The following is a 17,448-nucleotide window of genomic DNA, read 5'->3' as shown; positions in this document are numbered from 1 at the left end:
TTTATTTTGTAAATTCAAAATGAAGTTCGTTTTCTTGGCCACTAGTCATAGAGCTTAGATTGTAAAATACATCACCTGAAACTCTCCATGATGCTGTATTATCTTCAAGTGAACTCCATAACTCAGGAGTATTTCCAGAATTTACCAAAGTGATTTTATCTCTAAGAACTATAGAGTTTTCACCTAACAAAGTATAGTAGTTTGAACCAAATTCTACCATTCCTTCTGGCCTGCTTCCAATTTGACCACCAGAAATTTGTTCAGAATCAGAATAACTTGTTTCAAATAATTGATAATCCATTGTTTGCACAATCACAGATCTTGGATTTGGGTTTGAAATTTTAAATGCTATCTCAATTGTTGCAGAACGCTCTGAAATTTTTGTAACAGAAATATCATCTAATGTGATTTCTAATGGTAGAATTTGTGGGATGTTTTCGATCTCAGATGATGTATTTTGATTTGATTCTACAACAACCATAGAAGGTCCAATTAAGAGAATACTACCTAAAATTACAGCAAGTCCTGCTACTGCTGCTCCAACAAAAATTTTAGGATTCATAATTTTTAACTTTCACTATACATCTTAAATGTTGAGATAGTTATTATACCATTGGAGATTAAAAAAATTATGCAGTATTTTCAGGCAGTCCAAAAAGGAAAACAAATTGCAAGTAAATCACAAATGAAGATGTTTGATATTGCCGGATTTTCAATGCTAACATTAACTACAAAAAAGATTGATGGGAAATTTGAACCAGTAGGAGAAGAAGAATTCACTGCAGTAATTAATTCCCCAGATGGATATGTTGCAATTATTGTTGACAAAGATGGATTTACTAAAGCTCAATCAAAAGCATTAGAAAAAGAAAAGTCTCTAGAAATTTTCAGAAAACTTCGTGAATCCGGAATTCCTGAATATCCAGGAAAAGATATTCAAATTTGGTCTGAGTCAAGACCTACAATTCAAAACGAAAATTCTGAATAATTATTTTGATGGTAAGATAATTTCTGTACCTACGTCGCCACCTTTAATGGCTTTTTCAATTATTTTTGGATTAGCTTTTAAAATTCTAGTTTTGATTTTAGATCTTTCTATAATTTTAAGAGCTACAATATCCATTAAATCATAGCCACCTGCAATTGAATCCTCATGTACTAGCATATTTTTCAAATTTTTGAGTTCAATTCGTTTGAATTTTTTTGCTTTTTTGTGTTTATTGGGATCCATATCATAAACACCATCAACATCAGTTGCATTGAGAAATTGTTCAGCTTTTACTTTTTCAGCTATCAATGCGGCAGTTCCATTTGTGCTTTGACCTGGATGTAATCCACCAGCTACGACAATTAGCCCATCATCAACTGCATGCCTTACTTCTTGTAAAGTAGTTGGAGGATGAGAGTATGCTTTATTTTTTAGAGCATAAATTAGCAACTTTGCGTTAAGTCTTGAGATTTCAATTCCCAGTTCATCAAGTGTTGATTCATCTGCACCTGATGATCTAGCATGTGTGATATAATGTCGTGCAATGGTTCCACCGCCAGCAACAACAATTGGTTGACAAATCTTGCTGATTTTGACTAGAAATTCTGCATAATCTTTTAGAAGTTTGACATTATCTATCCCAAAAACTCGTCCTGATAATTTAATTACAATTCTTTTTTTCACTTTAGATCACCAAGGATGGATTTAGCAGCAATTTCAACTTTTTTTCTATTCTTTTGGTGGGTATAAATTCGAAGTATATTCATAAATCCAGAAATTGCTGAAACTACCGGAATTTTAGATATTGGCATCTCTATGGCTGATGATTTTCCATTATCATTAGTTACCAAAATAATTGATTTTGACTCATTTTTGGATGGTGCCAATGGAATGGAAGGGGTAAGAGAATTATCTACAAAAATCTCATTTTCATCCACCTTAGATTTTTTAGAAAGAATTGCTCTAAGTTCATCTGTTCGAGTTTTTTTCAAATTGGTTTGGTTTGTCAGAATTCTTTCAAATACACATTTTAGCAGTTTTCTATTTTGATAATCTAGTGCAAATTGTTTTGCTCGTTTTAATTTTTGAGATTTTGATGAAATTAAGGCGGCTAGAACAGATTCATCGGTGAGTTTGACAAATTCATTAATGTTAAATGATGTAAAACCAAATTCATCATCAGATAATCGTAATGCCTCAAGTAGCATTACTTCTGCTGCCCTTACAGTTTTATGAAAATAAACGGCTTTGAACATTTGATATCTAGAGTGCATCATTGATTCAAATGAATACAAAGCTGAACGCTCAAGTGCTAGTTTTTTCTTGTAAACATCAAGGGATTGTGTAATTCTTTTATGATCAATTTTTGCATGCTCTGCTCCTGTAAAATAACCATCCCTAAGTAAATAATCCATCATATCAGCACTTAGAGCACCTGAAACAATTTCATTAAGATATTGAAATTTTGAATCACCAAATGCGATTCTTGTTATGAATTTTTTATCATATCCATTTTTTGAGAGGTTATCACCAATTTCAGATTTAAGAATAATTTCTTTGCCAAAGTCTTCATGAGATATTTTCTTCTCATGAATTATTTCTTCAAATAAATGAGAAAAAGGTCCGTGTCCTATATCATGTAGCAGGCCAGCTAATCTCAAAATTTCAATATCATCAGATTTTAAAATTTCTTTTTCAGATAATGCGTTTCCTGCTTGGCTTGCAATGTGCATAACTCCAAGAGAGTGTTCAAATCTTGTGTGTTGGGCAGCAGGGTATGTTAGATGAGCCCCAGAAAGTTGTCTAATTCTTCTTAATCTCTGAAAAATAGGATTATCAATTATTGAAAGTTCATGATCATAAACACGAATAAAATCATGAATGGGATCTATAATATCTAAGTAATTTTTTTTCATAATCCTAATTTTTTAGAAAATGCTTTCATGATTTCTTCATGGACTTGTTGTTTAGATTTTGATGCATCAATGATCTTCCAATGTTTTTTCTTTGCAGTAGTACGATAAATTTTTGAGATCTTTCTTAGAAATTCTTTATTTTTTTCAAATTTATCTCGATGAGTTTTCTGTCTGTTAAATGATTCTTTTTGGGTCACATCTAATAGAATTACAAGATCTGCTTTTGGTAGTCCTTCATCTAAATTTTCAAGCCATTTTTGATTAAGATTATTAGCAATTCCATAAATTAGATTAGAGTGATAATATCTATTCATAATTAAAACAGAATTTTTTTCTTGTGCTTTTTTGATTTCATCTAGTTTTTCCCATCTATTTGCAGCTAAAAGACAATGAATTACTTGAGGAGGAAATTTTCGTTTTCCATCAAGATATTTTCTAATTTCTTTTCCAATTGGGGTTTTGTAGTCAGGAAAATGAAAAAGTTTTGTTTTAATTTTTTGTTTTTTAAGTTCTTTTTCTAGCATCGTTGATTGGGTCAATTTTCCTGCCTGATCTCCGCCCTCAATTACAATAATCATAAGTTATCATGAGAGAGAAATCAATTGATTAAAAATCTATCAAGATTTATAACCAAAAATCAACCATTTAACACAAAATGGGACTAGTCAAGGAAGTAATCAAAGAGATTGGAAACAAATCAAGGGAGTTTTACGAATTTGTTTTGCCACCAGTTGACATGCATTTAGATGATGAAACGCTCAAAATAGTAATTGATATTCCTGGATTTGCTAAAGAGAATATCAATTTGATATTGTGCGGAGATATTCTTTCAATAAAAGCTAAAAAAATTATTGATGAAAAACAAACTGAGAAATTTGTTTGCAATCAAAGACCAAATCTCATAGATAAAAAAATTAGATTACCTATAGATATTAAACAAGGAGAAGAAAAAATAGAATCTGCAAAATATGATAATGGTGTACTTACGTTAATAATTCCTGTTTCCAAAAAAGGAAAAAATATCTCAATAGAATAACTAAAGATTCCTGAATAAAGCTGAGCCAATCATGATTAGACCTGAACTGATCATGCCAATAATTCCAAGTGTTTGATTTGATTGAAATAATATTGTTGAGCCAATAAAAGTTGCAGATGCAAAAATACTTCCACTGATTAAAACCATTGGTTTTCCTTTTTTCATATATACTTCAGCATCATCAATTAGTCTTTTCATTTCAGGACCTAAACGAATTGCATAATCAACAGATTTTGCAAAATTATCAAATGATATTTTTAATTCCTCAACATATGCTCTAGGAATCAGATTTTCTTCCTCTAGAATATTTTTTAAAACTTTTACAAACTTGAAATCAACATTGTGTGTCTTGTAAATTCCTTCTATGATTGATGCCATTCTCATATACAAAGCCAAATTTTTTGGCAACACAAATGGAAATTTGCTCATTGTTTGATTAGCAAGCTCCATCAAACTTTGAACTTCCATCTCATCGGGTTTATTTCCATGCATTGCACGAATGGAAAGTTCTATTCCTTTCTCAATTACTGTTCTGTTATATCCAGGTGTAAGCATTCCAAGTTCTGCCATTGCATTTACTACTCTTGGAGGATTTTTCTCAACAAGAGCAAGATATAGCCTGATTAGTTTGAATCTAGTCTCATTATTTATTCGCCCAACCATTCCATAGTCATACAAAATGAGTTTTCCATCATCTGTGACTGAAATGTTTCCTGGATGAGGATCTGCATGGAAAATTGAGTGTTTGAGAAGCATTGTAAAAAATACTTTATGAACATCAATTACTAATTGCTCTCGATCTATTCCTTTTTCATTTAGGGCTTGAACATTAGTTACCTTGATTCCAGGAAGATATTCCATAGTAAGTACATTTTTGGAGGATAAATCATCATAAACTGTTGGTACTATTACAATGCTATTTTGCTCCATATCATGCTTAATTTTTTTAAGATTTTCTAATTCATTAGTATAATCCATCTCTTCATGGATTGTTTCTATGAATTGGGACAACATAGCTTTTGCAGAATATCTAAGATTGGGATCAACAAATCTTAATGCTATTGGTAGAATTTTTTTCAATACTTTAAGATCTTCGTGTACAATTTTTTCAATACCTGGTCTTTTTACTTTAACAACTATTTGCTGACCAGAAACAGCTCCTCGATAAACTTGTCCAAGGGATGCTCCAGAGATACAATTTGAATCAATATTATCAAATTTTTCATTTATTGATCCAAGATCTTTTTCAATAATGGGTTTTACTTGATCAAATGGTGCAGCTGGTACACTATCTTGTAGTTTTGATAATTCTTCCAAGTATGGTTGTGGCAAAATATCTGCTCTTGAAGATAACCATTGTCCTAGTTTGATGTATACAGGACCAAGTGAGATAAATGTATCAAGAACTTTTCTTGCATTTTTTCTAAATTGTTCCAAATCAATTTCTTTGTTCTCTTGATGAATCCATCGTTTTCTATCTCTTCTTAATGCAAATATGGATGGCAAAAGTTTGATGAGAACTTGAATTGTTCTAATGGTAGTCATTTTTACTCCAAGTAATTTTTAATTTGTTTTGTCGTATTATATCCTAAATAACCAGCAATAATTGATGAGATCATTTTGTTTGTAAGTGTTGGTTTTGATTTTTTATCAAGAAATTTATTAGCAATATAAGAACCGCCAAAAATTGCACATGCTAAACCAACCAAAACTTCAGGTGCATCCTTAACTAAGTGACCAATAGGATCTTTTCTAGGATCAACAATATCTGAATGAACTAAAAATTTATCATTATATTCTCTAATGTGTAAATTTCCATAACGATATTGTTTTACAGCACCATTTTTTTGTCCAAGAATTGTCTCTTCTGCGCCATCAAGCATGAATTCTCGTAATTCTTTAGGAACTTCTATTTCATTGTCAGGCATAAACGCAAGATCGAGTAATTGCATATAACCTTAAGGAATACAAAAAAATCTTTCAGCCTAAGATCAAAAACAAGTTGTAATTTGATGACGGCTAGTACAAAATATGATAATTAGTATTTAGAACTCACTGATGATTGCTACGTGTCTTTTTTATTCAAATAATTTACATTGTATTCAAATAGATAGGATGGAGGCTTTTTCCCGAAAAAATTCCTCACACCATCTATTAGTTATATTAAATTTTTTTACAAATTATTTTTCGTAAATAGAATAAAGCTAATTGAAAAAACAATTAACATTGCAATTCCAGTAACATATGCATAATTAAACCCCACACCTGAATGATCTTGTTCATGATAATAATTGATTAGAAAGGTAATTATCAATAAACCAACTCCAATGAAAGTTAACCGTCTATGAGTTTCCAATAAATGGAATTTTGTTTTAAAGTATATGAATTAAGAAAAGGAGTTGTGACTAAAGAAAAGGAGTTGTAATAAATCCAACAATACTGCCTGCTAGAAATAGAAAAATGCCTTTACCCATACCAATATTTTTTCAAATAATATAAGATATAATTATAATCTAAATTTCCCAAAAATGGAAATCACTTTTGTTAAGGTGAATTTGTCATATTAGACAATTTTTTGATTATATCCTCAAGCTCTGCCTTGTTTTCATTAATCACTTGCCTAACTACTGTGATCTCTTTTTTTAATTGCTCTAAATGTACGTCATCAGTATTATTGAATTGTCGTTCAAGATCATCAAGAATTTTCTGGTTGTATTGATTAATTTTTTCTAATTCATTTTTGTATTTTTGTAAATTTTCATATTGATTTGGAATGTTTGACACTTCAGAGAATTCTTGATTTGTAAGTAACCCTATAGAAATAACAATACTTCCAATGACTAAAACTATAATGAGTACAAGAATACTAAATCGCATTTTTAATTAACTGTATTTGCTCAATTTGATTTATTATTTTATACTAATTAGTCTCAATTTGGGCTTTTTTACGTCTACGATAAATGAAGAATCCAACACCTAAAGCAATGATAATTGGTATGATAATCATCACAGGCTCAGGTCCTTGTTCATTATTATTAGATGGTTCTTTAACAAATATTGTTTCATCATGTGTAAGAAAGATTTCATCTCTTACACCATCCTTGTATCTTACCGTAATTGTAATTTCATGTTCACCATATTTTGGTTCTCCATCAAATTCTATTGGAACATTAAATGGAACTGGTGCATCAACTTCAATTTCATCAATAAATTGAGTATTTGATTTAATGTTTGAATCACCACGTGATTCCAGCGTTACAAAACCAAATAATCCATCTTCATTTCCTTCATTAATTATTTCTCCAACAACCATTTGCTGTCCAGATAATTCGATTACTTGTACATTGAAAACTCTAAGATCAATTAGTCCTTTAATGTAAAAATCAACTATTTTTGAAATTTTATGAAGATCTCCATGTGTATTGTAATAAGAAATAGATAGTGGTATTCTTAATGTGTCATCTTTTAGACCTTCAGGAACATAAACAGTTGCTGTGAGATATTTGGATGATTTAGGATCTATTTGACCGACATCCCAACTTGATTCTAAAATTACAACATTTTCTACATTTGTAGTTGATGATGATGTAGATGCAAGTTCAGTTTGTGTATTAGTTGCTACAATATCTACACCAGATATTGGTGCAGTTCCATCATTTGAAATTTCAATTACAACATTATTTGTTCTCAGAGATGTAAGAAATGGCTCTAGTGCTTTTACATTAATTACACTGTCACCAGTCACTTTGAAATTAAAGTCAGCAAATGCAGTGCGTACACCTGATTCTCTTAATCGAGAATAATCCACTTTAACGGTACCTGGATATTGCTGAATTTTCACATTTTTATCTAAATTTACAAAAAATGTCAGATGGAAATTATCTCCTGCTAGTGAATTGGAATCACTATCAGCAAAAATTATGGAATTTGGACCATCTGAGCCTGAAAAACCAAATGGTAATGATAATTGTCCTCTAATGCCTGTAATGTCTTGAGTTCCAACATTAGCAAATACTACCGTAAATGGAACATTACTATCTCCTCCTTCAACTTCAATTTTTTCATTAATTGTTCCAAAGTATGCATCTAGAAATTTCACATCACCAAAATCTCGCTCAAATGGAGATTGACCAAATCCTCCAGATTTTATTTGTGCAAATGAACTATCAAAGAGAAGTGGTGCAAAACCAATTGCAAGTAATACAATTAGTATCTTAAGATTCATTATGCTATAACCTCCATCTCTGATGGCATGTCACCTTCAAATGCTCTTCCATCTTTTATTGTGATAATTCTATCTACATCCCCAAAATGGTCTCTGTCATGTGTGACAACAATGAAAGTATGATTAAGTTTTTTTGCCATTGATTTCATTAGTTGAACAATTGTTTCAGACGTTACAGAATCAAGATTACCTGTTGGCTCATCAGCTAATACAATTGATGGTTTATTGATAAGCCCTCTTGCAATTGCTACTCTTTGTGCTTGTCCACCTGAAATTTTATTTGCACGTTTATGCATTTGTTGTTGTAAACCAACTGCTGTAAGCAAATCTTTAGCTTCTTTTTCTGAAAAATTATTTGCTCCAGCAATTTGTCTAGGAAGTAATACATTTTCTAAAACTGTAAGATCAGACAACAAATTAGAAAATTGAAAAATAAATCCTAATTTCTTATTCCTAAATGAAGAAATTTTATTATCATCAAGTCTAGTTGTGTCAACTCCATCAATTAGGATCTTCCCATTGGTAGGATGATCTAATAATCCAATGAGATTAAGTAATGTAGATTTTCCTGAACCTGAACTGCCAACAATTAAAACAAATTCTCCTTGTTTTATTGAAAAGTTAACATTATCAACTGCCTTTACTTGATTATCTCCTTCACCGTATATCTTACTTAGATTAGTAACTTCAAGTACCTTAGACAGTTCTCATCGCCTCCACTGGTAACAATTTTGTTGCTCTGTAGGATGGATAAAGTGATGCAATGATTGCTAAAGCAAATGATGTTAATGCAGTTTGAATGATTTTTTCCCAGTTGTAACTGACCTCGAGTGGGAGACTGTTATTAAATGACATTTTAGTCTCTTTAGCATAAAATGTGTATCCCAATCCTGCTGCAGTTCCTACACCAGCACCAATTGCTCCAATAATCATTCCTTGGAAAATAAAAATTAGTAGAATATCTTTTCTTTTTGCCCCAATTGCTCTCATAACTCCAATTTCTTTTGTTTTACCATTAACTAACATCATTTGAATCGTAACAATAGCAAACGCTGAAGACATCATTCCAAAATATCCGATCATGTTAATCATTGCAATTCCGGATCTAAATCCAGCAAGTTGTTGCTCAGCTGATTCTTCTATAGTTTCTGCAATAAAGTCATCATTTGGAAAAGAACGTAAGAAGAATTCTTTCACTTCAAATGCTTTAGTTGGATCATTTAGCTTCACCATTAATGAACCAGAGTCACCTGGTCTATTCATCATATCACGTAAAGTATCTATATGTACAACGGCACTATAATCAAATCCTTGCCCACCTGGAGATGATGCAATTCCTGAAACTGTAAATCTTCTGATTTGATCCTGACCAAATCTATCAACTACCAAGACTTTAACACTATCCCCAACTTGAGCACCACCTAGATCTCTTGCAACAGAAGTACCTAACACAATTGAATTTCGAGAGAAAACATAAGATCCTTCAGTAACAGTCTCAGCTACAGTTGATGCTCTAATATCCCTAAATGGATCAACACCTACTATTGGAATACGAGTTTCTTCAATTAGTTTTCCATTTTTTGTCATGTTCATTTCTGCCGTCGATGAAAGCCGAGGTGTAGCTGCTTCAACATAAGGAATTCGCTCAAACCAATTTACAAGTGACAAGTCAGATTTATCAATAAAATCAGCTTCATCTGTTACAAGAATATCTCCATTTCTATAATCACTAATGTCCCTAACAATGGCATCAAATAATCCCTGAAAAATTACAAAATTTACATGAATAACCAAAATTCCTATGGTTACTGCTAAAACGGCTCCAATCAAACTACCTTTTTTATTGAACAGCATTCTTTTTGCAAGACGTAGTCTGTATTCCATAATGAAAATAAAATAGTCTATTATATAACGTATAGTATTCATAGTGCTAATAGAATAGACAATTTTATATCAAATTAGTAATTTCTATATTTTATGGAGAGGAATTAGATCATATAATGGACAAATTAGATATGAAGATCCTTAGTCGTTTAATGAACAACTGTAGAGAATCAGACAGGCAAATAGGCATGGAATTAGGAATTTCAGGTGGTGCTGTTCGTGCACGAGTCAGAAAAATGATAGAAAAAAATGTGATTGAGAATTTCTTTGTAAAGGTAGAACCTCCGATTTTGGGTTATGGCGTTTTGTATATTGTAGTGTCAGGGGAAGACATTAACGAAATTTTAGAACAGGTAAGTTTAGTCGGAGAACCTAATTTTGTAGTCCCATGTGTTGGAGGAATCACTGTTTGTAGTATTGCAATAAAAGAAAACATTCAACAGAAAATTGAACTTGCAAAAAAACTAATGAAAGATGTTAGAGTTTTATCTATTTTTGAGGCAGAAAATCCAGGATATGACGCAAATCTTACAAAAACGGATTTAGAGATACTTGAAGAGCTAATTAAAGAACCAAGACAAAAAATTGATAAAATTGCAAAGAATACAAAACTATCAACAAAAACCATCACTCGTTGTATTGACAAATTACAACAAAATGAAGGAATTCAGTTTACATTAATTCATAATCCTAAAAAAATCGAAAATTTTATCCCCCACGCAATATTATCTTGGGTAGACGGTGATCTTAAAGAAACACTTGAGAATATGAATAAAGAGTTTTCAGAATTTTATTTACAAATTCCATTTATTGCAAAAAATCAAATTGTATTGTTTATGTATAGTGATAATATTTTCAAGATGGATGAGCTAAGTCAAAAAGTAAGAAAATTAAAAAATGTAAAATCTGCTGATCTATTCATTCCTAAAAAAATTTCATTTTATGTAAGTTGGATTGAAAAAGCAATAGATAATTTTAAAAAATTACCAAAATTACATCTTACATATCAAACAAATTAAATAATAACCACCTCTAGTATTTTCCGTGAAGAAAAAGAAGATCTATGAAGGAGAAATTTTAGGATTAAGTGTTTATGAAGGAGAAATTGAAGGAAGAAAAGTAAAACGTGAAATGATAGAACATAGAGGTGCTGCAGCAATGTTGGCCTTTGATGAAAACAATAAGATAATTCTTGTAAAACAGCATAGATTTCCCCATGGATATGTACTTGAAATTCCTGCAGGAACATTAGAGAAAAAAGAAGAACCAATAAAATGTGCCTTCAGAGAACTTGAGGAGGAAACAGGTTATAGGGCAAAAAAGATGACCCCTTTAATCACCTATTACCCTTCAATTGGATACAATACTGAGGTAATTCATTGTTTTGTAGCCTCTGGATTAAAGAAAATTGCTGATTTGAAACTTGATGACGATGAGATATTATCAGTTGTCAAAATGGATTTGAAAAGAGTAATTTCTATGATTAAATCGGGAAAAATTCAAGATTCAAAAACAATTTGTGCAGTTTTAACTTATGCATCAAAAAAGAAGCTATAGTAATCATTCATTATAGATTGGTTTTACAAGATCTGCTACATCAGCCCATGATTGAGCTATTCTTTCAAACATATACACTAGATCTAGAAAATCTATAGGAATTTGATTTTTATTTCCCAACGTAATTCGAAGTAAACTGAGTTTTTCTTCAAATTTTTTATGTAATGAAATTGCTTCAATTGCCAATAGTCTATCAGGTTTTGTAAATGCATCAATAGACTTTTCAGCTAATTTACTAAATTCTTTAACTACATCATAAATCTTTTTTGAATGTTCTTTAGATAAGGACGAATTATAAATAAAATTTGCAATTTCTACAATAGAATCACCTGCATTTTCAAGAAGATTGGCTGCAACTCTATAATCTAAGACATCAATATTTTCTAAATTGAATGCACTAGCTAATCTCTTATCAACTAAAGTGCTACGAATTAAACGTACAAGTAAAAAATATTGTCTATTAACTTCAACATCACGTTTTGCAAGTGTTTGCAAATTAGATTTATCATCTGAGAGTAATCCATTTGAAGCATCATCATACATTCCCAATGCAATGGAGCTCATACGTTTAAGAATTTTCTCTGGATTAAGTGTAGTTGCATCTAAAAGAAATTGCATGTTAATTTTTGATGCATCCTCTTCAATGATTTCCATGCCAACTAATCGTCTCATAGAATTACGAATTTTTTCTCTATCTTCTCCTGGAATAATAGACTTGGAATTAATTTGAATTACATCATAACCCAAAAGATAAGCTCCTGTAATATCGGCAACAATATTTTCTTCTTTTGGAAGTGGATATGAAATTACAAGTTCTTTTGTTAAACGGGTTTCCTTATTTGCCGAAATTGAAATGCTATCCTCCCATGTTTCAAGTTCAACTTGACTCTTTTTATCCAAGCCATTGGCATCAACCCATTCTTTAGGAAGAGATACAAGAATACTACTGCCAATCCTTTGTAGGCGTCTAATGAATTTAGTCAATTTATACTAATTTAATTAATATAAGCCATATTCTTATATTTTGTGTAAAATTTAAACTTAGATCAATGGAGGCAACAGCATTTTGTCCGGCTCACATTACAGGTTTTTTCAAAGCTCATTTAGATGAGGAACACAATAGTTTGGAAAACTTTGGTTCAATGGGTGCTGGTTTTTCCATAAAGCAAGGAGTAACAACCAAAGTCAAAATTATCCCTAGAAAGAATTTAGAATCAAACTTTAGAATTTCAACAATAGGTTATCAATCAGATAAGACGGATGTTTCAGAATTTGTTTTAAGTGAATTTAAAAAATTAGGAAATTTTTCAGATAAATTTTTTGAAATTGAACATGAGATATCAATTCCAGTTGGATATGGTTTAGGTTCTAGCAGTGCAGTTGCACTATCAATGTCATATGCATTAGATGAAGCACTTGGAACAAAATTAGATAGAACAAAAATTGGACAAATTGCACATAATGCTGAAGTAAATTGTAAAACTGGATTAGGAGATGTTTTAGCATCATACCATGGAGGTTTTGAAATTCGTGTTAAACCAGGTGCACCAGGTATTGGAACTGTAGAAAAAATCAATACAGATAAAATTTCAATAATTATGATATGTTTTTCACCAATTTCAACCAATAAATTCATCAAAGAAAGATTATCTCAGATTAACGGTCTTGGAGGGAAAATGGTCAATAGATTACTAAAATCAAAAGATTATGAACACTTTCAAGACATGTCAATAGAATTTGCAAAATATGTTGATGTTATGACTCCACGAATGCAAAAAGTGGTAAATGAATTTAATAATAAAAATGTTAAATGTGGAATTGCTCTTTTTGGAGAAACGATTTTTTCAATGATTCCAAAAGAAGAAGAAAATAGAGTTTTAGAGATTTTAGAAAAATATTCAGATGGAATAATAATAAAATCAGAACTAGATAATATTGGAGCAAGAGTTCTTTTAAATTAATTGATATTTCATGTCATTAATTCCAAAATCTCATCCTAGAGCAAAATCACTTTTTATACGTGAAAAATTAGTGCATGGTTTTGATAAAGGATTAGTTGCCAAAGAAGGTCTGCTAGCACAGGGGAGAGGAGAAGCATTTGATTATTTACTTGGGGAGAAAACTGGGAAAAATGCAAAAAATGCAATAAAAGTAGCAGCTGCTCAACTCCTTTTGGCAAAAATGCCTGTCATTTCAGTAAATGGTAATGTTGCAGCATTATGCCCAAAGGAAATTGTGAAATTATCCAAACAAACCAAAGCCAAACTCGAGGTAAATCTATTTTATACAAATGAAAAAAGGAAAAAAGCCATAGTCAGTACGCTTAAGAAAAACGGGGCTAGTGAAATATTAGGAATTAATCCAAGAGATTCAGCCAAATTATCAGGAATTGATTCTGCAAGAAGAATAGTAGACAAGAATGGAATATTTTCTGCAGATGTTGTAGTTGTACCACTAGAAGATGGAGATAGAACCATGGCACTTAGAAATGCTGGAAAATTGGTAATAACATTTGATCTTAATCCATTATCCAGAACTTCACAAACTGCAAGTATTACAATAGTAGACAATGTTACTCGAGCAATTCATGTACTCATTGATGAAACCAAAAAACTATCCCGAAAAAACAAGAAAGAACTAAAAAATATTGTAAAGAATTTTGATAACAAAAAAAACCTTTCAGAAAATATCATTCAAATAAAAGATAATTTAACAAGGAGAGCAAAAATTGCATAAATCAGTTCAAGATATAATCAAAATGAAAAAAGAAAAAAAGAAAATTTCAGTAATTACTAGTTATGATTACACTTTAGCATCATTATGTGATAAAGCTGGAATTGATGTACTGTTAGTTGGCGATAGTGCAGGGATGGTAATGCTTGGATATGAAAATACAATTCCAGTGACAATGGATCAAATGTGTATGTTTACAGAGGCAGTTAGTAGAGCACGAAAAAATGCACTACTAGTTTCCGATTTACCATTTATGTCATATCAATCAAGTATTGAGGATGCAATAAACAATTCAGGAAGATTAATCAAAGCAGGGGCAGATGCAGTAAAGCTTGAAGGGGGTTCTATAATGGCTGAAACAATTAGTACCATTGTGGATGTAGGAATTCCAGTAATGGGACATATTGGTCTACAGCCACAAACAACAATGTTATCACAAGGATACAAAGTTCAAGGAAAAACAATTGATAGTGCAATGAAGTTAATTCAGGATGCAAAAGAGCTTGAAGAAGCAGGTGTTTTTAGTATCGCATTAGAAATGGTTAGTCATCAAGTTGCACAAATCATATCAGAGAGTGTGAGTATCCCAACAATTGGAATAGGCTCTGGTGTAAATTGCGATGGACAAGTTTTGGTTGTTCAAGACTTGCTTGGAATGTATGATAAGATTAAACCCAAATTTGCAAAAAGATACATGAATTTATCTGAAGATATTGTAAATTCATTAGAGAATTACAAAAAAGATATTGAAACAGGGGTATTTCCTTCAGAAGATAATTGGTTTTCTATGGATGATGATGAACTAAAGAAATTGCGTGAGCATATTGAAAAGTAAAAAAAGATCTACCAAAAAAGATCATCCATCATTAGACATAGTTAGTTCTCATGGTATTGAATTATCGGGTAAGAAAATTGTTCTATGTGTTGCAGGAAGTGTTGCTGCATACAAAGCAATTGAGCTTGCACGATTACTTATGAGACATGGTGCTGATGTTACTTGTGTTGCAAGTAATGCTGTAACAAAACTCATTCAACCAGATTATTTCAAGTGGGCTACAGGAAATAAAGTGATTACAAAACTAACGGGAGAGTTAGAACACATCAAATTAGCTGATTATAATCAATCAGATTTCATAATTGTTTATCCAGCCACAGCAAATACTTTGGGAAAGTTAGCAAATGGAATAGATGATACACCAATTTCTACCGTATTAACAGTGGGATTTGGCTCAAAAATTCCAATTTTGATGTGTTTAGCAATGCATGAATCAATGTATGAAAACTCTGCTGTGAGTAAAAATATCAAGTTTTTAAAAAACAAGATTGAGTTTATCAACCCACAAATGATTGAGGGAAAAGCTAAAGCTCCAGAACCAGAAGATGTTTTAGATTATGTATTAAAGAAATTTGGATTTTCATCGATTTTAAAAAATAAAAAAGTGTTAATGACTGCAGGACCAACAATTGAACACATAGATCCAGTTAGAGTAATTACAAATCAAAGTTCGGGAAAAACTGGAGTCAAACTAGCAACTGAATTAATTTCTGCAGGAGCTAAAGTTACTTTTGTGTATGGCCCAGGAAATGAAAAACCACCAAAAGGCGCCAAGATAATCAATGTAACATCAAGTAAAGAAATGCTAAATGCTGTAAAACAAGAATTAATGAAAAAATTTGATATTGTAATTATGGCTGCAGCTATATCAGACTATGTTCCAATAAATTCAAGTAAAAATAAAATTAAAAGTTCAAAAAATGAACTAAGAATTAGCCTCAAAAAGACACCTAAAATCATAGATCTTGTCAAAAAAATTCAAAAAGATGTTTTACTGATAGGCTTTAAAGCAGAAACTAATTTAACAAAAAATCAACTCATAAAATCAGCTCAAGAAAAATTAAAAGAATCATCTTCTGATTTGATAGTTGCAAATGATATTGGTACAAAATATATGAAAAATCCAAAAAATAATCAAGTAATAATCGTGGATTCAAAAAAAATCATCGTGTCTACTAGAACAAGTAAAGAAAAGATTGCAAAATTCATTAGAAAGCAAATTGAACTTAAATTAAAATGAAAAAATCAGAGCTTAGAATGTTAATAGCAGAATATAACCAAATAAAATTAAAAATAAAAAAATCTAATGACAGAAAATTACAAGAAAAAATAAAACAAATTGAGCATAGATATTTTCATGAAACAGGAAATTCAATAAAAGCTAAATCAGAAGAGATTACATAAAATACATCATAATTGTAGTTAGTATAAAATGAGATTTAATCAAACAGAATACAAACAAAGGAATATGAAAATATGGAATGAGGTAGCTCCTCGTTATCATAAAAGATGGGCAAGTATTAACAAAGGACCATTCCAAAGTACTAGAAAACTAATTGAACTTGTAAATATTAAGAAAGGAAATTCTGTTTTAGATGTTGCATGTGGAACTGGAGTAGTAACAAAAGAAATTCACAAAAAAATAGGAAATTCAGGTACTGTAATTGGAATTGATGCATCAAATACTGCAATAAAAATTGCAAAAAAATGGAATATAAAAAAATCAAATTTGGATTTTTTAAATAGTGATGCAGAAAATTTCAGTTTTACAAAAAAATTTGATATCATCACATGCCAATATGCACTATTCTTTTTTCCTAATTCACAAAAGGCATTAAAAAATATGAAAAATAGCCTCAAAAAAGATGGAAAAATTGGAATTTCTGTTCATGGAAGTAAAGTTCCATTTTTTAGCAGTATTTTAGATTCTGTAACAAAATTTATTCCAGATTATGTTCCTCCCGGATCACCAAATCTTGATAGATTTGGAACAAAATCAGCATTAAATGCTGAAATTAAAAAAGCAGGATTTTCAAAAATATTAGTAAAAGAATATGTTTTTGAATATAGTCCAGGAAAATTTGAAGACTACTGGAGAAACTATATGAAATACATTGCAAAACCACTCAAAGAAAAACTAGATTCATTAAATTATTTAAAAAGAAAAGAGCTAAAACAGCTAGTTAAAGAAAAGACTACTCAGTATACAAAGAAAAATGAAATCATTCTATTTCCTTGGCAAGTTTTAATTTTAACTGCAAAACACTAGTTATT

Annotated in this window: 21 protein-coding genes; 10 read left to right on the top strand and 11 right to left on the bottom strand. The window is 30.8% G+C overall.

Annotated elements, in window-relative coordinates:
- Window position 1: 1 nt before the first annotated feature.
- On the bottom strand, window positions 2-562 hold the full coding sequence (locus K5790_RS09095) for a hypothetical protein (RefSeq protein ID WP_297594366.1): 561 nt from the start codon (window positions 560-562) through the stop codon (window positions 2-4).
- Between the two features lie 69 nt (window positions 563-631).
- Here K5790_RS09095 and K5790_RS09090 point away from each other — a divergent pair, with 69 nt between their 5' ends.
- Window positions 632-988: a hypothetical protein gene (locus K5790_RS09090; protein WP_297594364.1), complete on the top strand. Its 357-nt coding sequence runs from the start codon at window positions 632-634 to the stop codon at window positions 986-988.
- Here the strand turns inward: K5790_RS09090 and pyrH are convergent, their stop codons facing one another.
- The 3 genes from pyrH to tmk are packed head-to-tail and all read right to left on the bottom strand — an operon-like array spanning window position 989 to window position 3,482.
- Window positions 989-1,672, bottom strand: a complete 684-nt coding sequence (pyrH, locus tag K5790_RS09085) for a UMP kinase (RefSeq protein WP_297594362.1) — start codon at window positions 1,670-1,672, stop codon at window positions 989-991.
- A complete protein-coding gene (locus tag K5790_RS09080; protein WP_297594360.1) occupies window positions 1,669-2,904 on the bottom strand; it encodes an HD domain-containing protein in 1,236 nt (411 codons plus the stop codon). The genes pyrH and K5790_RS09080 overlap by 4 nt, the downstream gene beginning before the upstream one ends.
- Window positions 2,901-3,482, bottom strand: coding sequence for a dTMP kinase (tmk, locus tag K5790_RS09075; protein WP_297594358.1), 582 nt, complete (start codon window positions 3,480-3,482; stop codon window positions 2,901-2,903). The genes K5790_RS09080 and tmk overlap by 4 nt, the downstream gene beginning before the upstream one ends.
- Window positions 3,483-3,559: 77 nt before the next feature.
- On the opposite strand from tmk, the gene hsp14 reads away from it, so the two are divergent.
- Window positions 3,560-3,940 carry an archaeal heat shock protein Hsp14 gene (hsp14, locus tag K5790_RS09070; RefSeq protein WP_297594356.1) on the top strand — a complete coding sequence of 127 codons (381 nt, stop codon included), beginning with the start codon at window positions 3,560-3,562 and terminating at the stop codon, window positions 3,938-3,940.
- Here the strand turns inward: hsp14 and K5790_RS09065 are convergent, their stop codons facing one another.
- The 6 genes from K5790_RS09065 to K5790_RS09040 all read right to left on the bottom strand — a co-directional run bounded on the left by K5790_RS09065 (window position 3,941) and on the right by K5790_RS09040 (window position 10,049).
- Complete coding sequence (locus tag K5790_RS09065; protein WP_297594354.1) at window positions 3,941-5,485, bottom strand: AarF/ABC1/UbiB kinase family protein; 1,545 nt, start codon at window positions 5,483-5,485, stop codon at window positions 3,941-3,943. It lies immediately after the preceding gene.
- 2 nt (window positions 5,486-5,487) lie between these two features.
- On the bottom strand, window positions 5,488-5,868 hold the full coding sequence (locus K5790_RS09060) for a hypothetical protein (protein ID WP_297594352.1): 381 nt from the start codon (window positions 5,866-5,868) through the stop codon (window positions 5,488-5,490).
- A gap of 616 nt (window positions 5,869-6,484) precedes the next feature.
- A complete protein-coding gene (locus K5790_RS09055) occupies window positions 6,485-6,817 on the bottom strand; it encodes a hypothetical protein (RefSeq protein WP_297594350.1) in 333 nt (110 codons plus the stop codon).
- 43 nt (window positions 6,818-6,860) lie between these two features.
- Entirely contained in the window at window positions 6,861-8,165 is a 1,305-nt protein-coding gene (locus tag K5790_RS09050; protein WP_297594348.1) for a hypothetical protein, read from the bottom strand.
- Window positions 8,165-8,755: an ABC transporter ATP-binding protein gene (locus K5790_RS09045; RefSeq protein ID WP_297594545.1), complete on the bottom strand. Its 591-nt coding sequence runs from the start codon at window positions 8,753-8,755 to the stop codon at window positions 8,165-8,167. Before K5790_RS09045 ends, K5790_RS09050 begins: the two co-directional genes overlap by 1 nt.
- 106 nt (window positions 8,756-8,861) lie before the next feature.
- Complete coding sequence (locus K5790_RS09040) at window positions 8,862-10,049, bottom strand: FtsX-like permease family protein (protein WP_297594347.1); 1,188 nt, start codon at window positions 10,047-10,049, stop codon at window positions 8,862-8,864.
- Between the two features lie 116 nt (window positions 10,050-10,165).
- Between K5790_RS09040 and K5790_RS09035 the strand changes: the two genes are divergently transcribed.
- Together K5790_RS09035 and K5790_RS09030 are read left to right on the top strand one after the other, a co-directional pair.
- Complete coding sequence (locus K5790_RS09035; protein ID WP_297594345.1) at window positions 10,166-11,068, top strand: AsnC family transcriptional regulator; 903 nt, start codon at window positions 10,166-10,168, stop codon at window positions 11,066-11,068.
- A gap of 25 nt (window positions 11,069-11,093) precedes the next feature.
- Window positions 11,094-11,606 (top strand): NUDIX hydrolase, encoded by a 513-nt coding sequence (locus tag K5790_RS09030; protein ID WP_297594343.1) that lies wholly within the window; start codon window positions 11,094-11,096, stop codon window positions 11,604-11,606.
- Between the two features lie 3 nt (window positions 11,607-11,609).
- Here K5790_RS09030 and K5790_RS09025 read toward each other — a convergent pair whose 3' ends face one another.
- Window positions 11,610-12,590 (bottom strand): phosphate uptake regulator PhoU, encoded by a 981-nt coding sequence (locus K5790_RS09025; protein ID WP_297594341.1) that lies wholly within the window; start codon window positions 12,588-12,590, stop codon window positions 11,610-11,612.
- A gap of 65 nt (window positions 12,591-12,655) precedes the next feature.
- Between K5790_RS09025 and K5790_RS09020 the strand changes: the two genes are divergently transcribed.
- Genes K5790_RS09020 through K5790_RS08995 form a run of 6 tightly spaced genes read left to right on the top strand, consistent with a single transcriptional unit; the run spans window position 12,656 to window position 17,443 of the window.
- A complete protein-coding gene (locus tag K5790_RS09020) occupies window positions 12,656-13,567 on the top strand; it encodes a GHMP kinase (protein ID WP_297594339.1) in 912 nt (303 codons plus the stop codon).
- Window positions 13,568-13,577: 10 nt separating this feature from the next.
- Complete coding sequence (locus K5790_RS09015) at window positions 13,578-14,342, top strand: 4-phosphopantoate--beta-alanine ligase (RefSeq protein ID WP_297594337.1); 765 nt, start codon at window positions 13,578-13,580, stop codon at window positions 14,340-14,342.
- Window positions 14,335-15,174: a 3-methyl-2-oxobutanoate hydroxymethyltransferase gene (panB, locus tag K5790_RS09010; protein WP_297594335.1), complete on the top strand. Its 840-nt coding sequence runs from the start codon at window positions 14,335-14,337 to the stop codon at window positions 15,172-15,174. The genes K5790_RS09015 and panB overlap by 8 nt, the downstream gene beginning before the upstream one ends.
- Window positions 15,164-16,414, top strand: a complete 1,251-nt coding sequence (coaBC, locus tag K5790_RS09005; protein ID WP_297594333.1) for a bifunctional phosphopantothenoylcysteine decarboxylase/phosphopantothenate--cysteine ligase CoaBC — start codon at window positions 15,164-15,166, stop codon at window positions 16,412-16,414. The genes panB and coaBC overlap by 11 nt, the downstream gene beginning before the upstream one ends.
- Window positions 16,411-16,578, top strand: a complete 168-nt coding sequence (locus K5790_RS09000) for a hypothetical protein (protein ID WP_297594331.1) — start codon at window positions 16,411-16,413, stop codon at window positions 16,576-16,578. Before coaBC ends, K5790_RS09000 begins: the two co-directional genes overlap by 4 nt.
- A gap of 28 nt (window positions 16,579-16,606) precedes the next feature.
- A complete protein-coding gene (locus K5790_RS08995) occupies window positions 16,607-17,443 on the top strand; it encodes a methyltransferase domain-containing protein (RefSeq protein ID WP_367182882.1) in 837 nt (278 codons plus the stop codon).
- Window positions 17,444-17,448: the final 5 nt, after the last annotated feature.

Source organism: Nitrosopumilus sp. (genome assembly GCF_025698945.1).
Taxonomy (GTDB): domain Archaea; phylum Thermoproteota; class Nitrososphaeria; order Nitrososphaerales; family Nitrosopumilaceae; genus Nitrosopumilus.
Note: the sequence above shows the minus strand (reverse complement) of the source record. Positions and strands in the feature narration are given on the sequence as shown.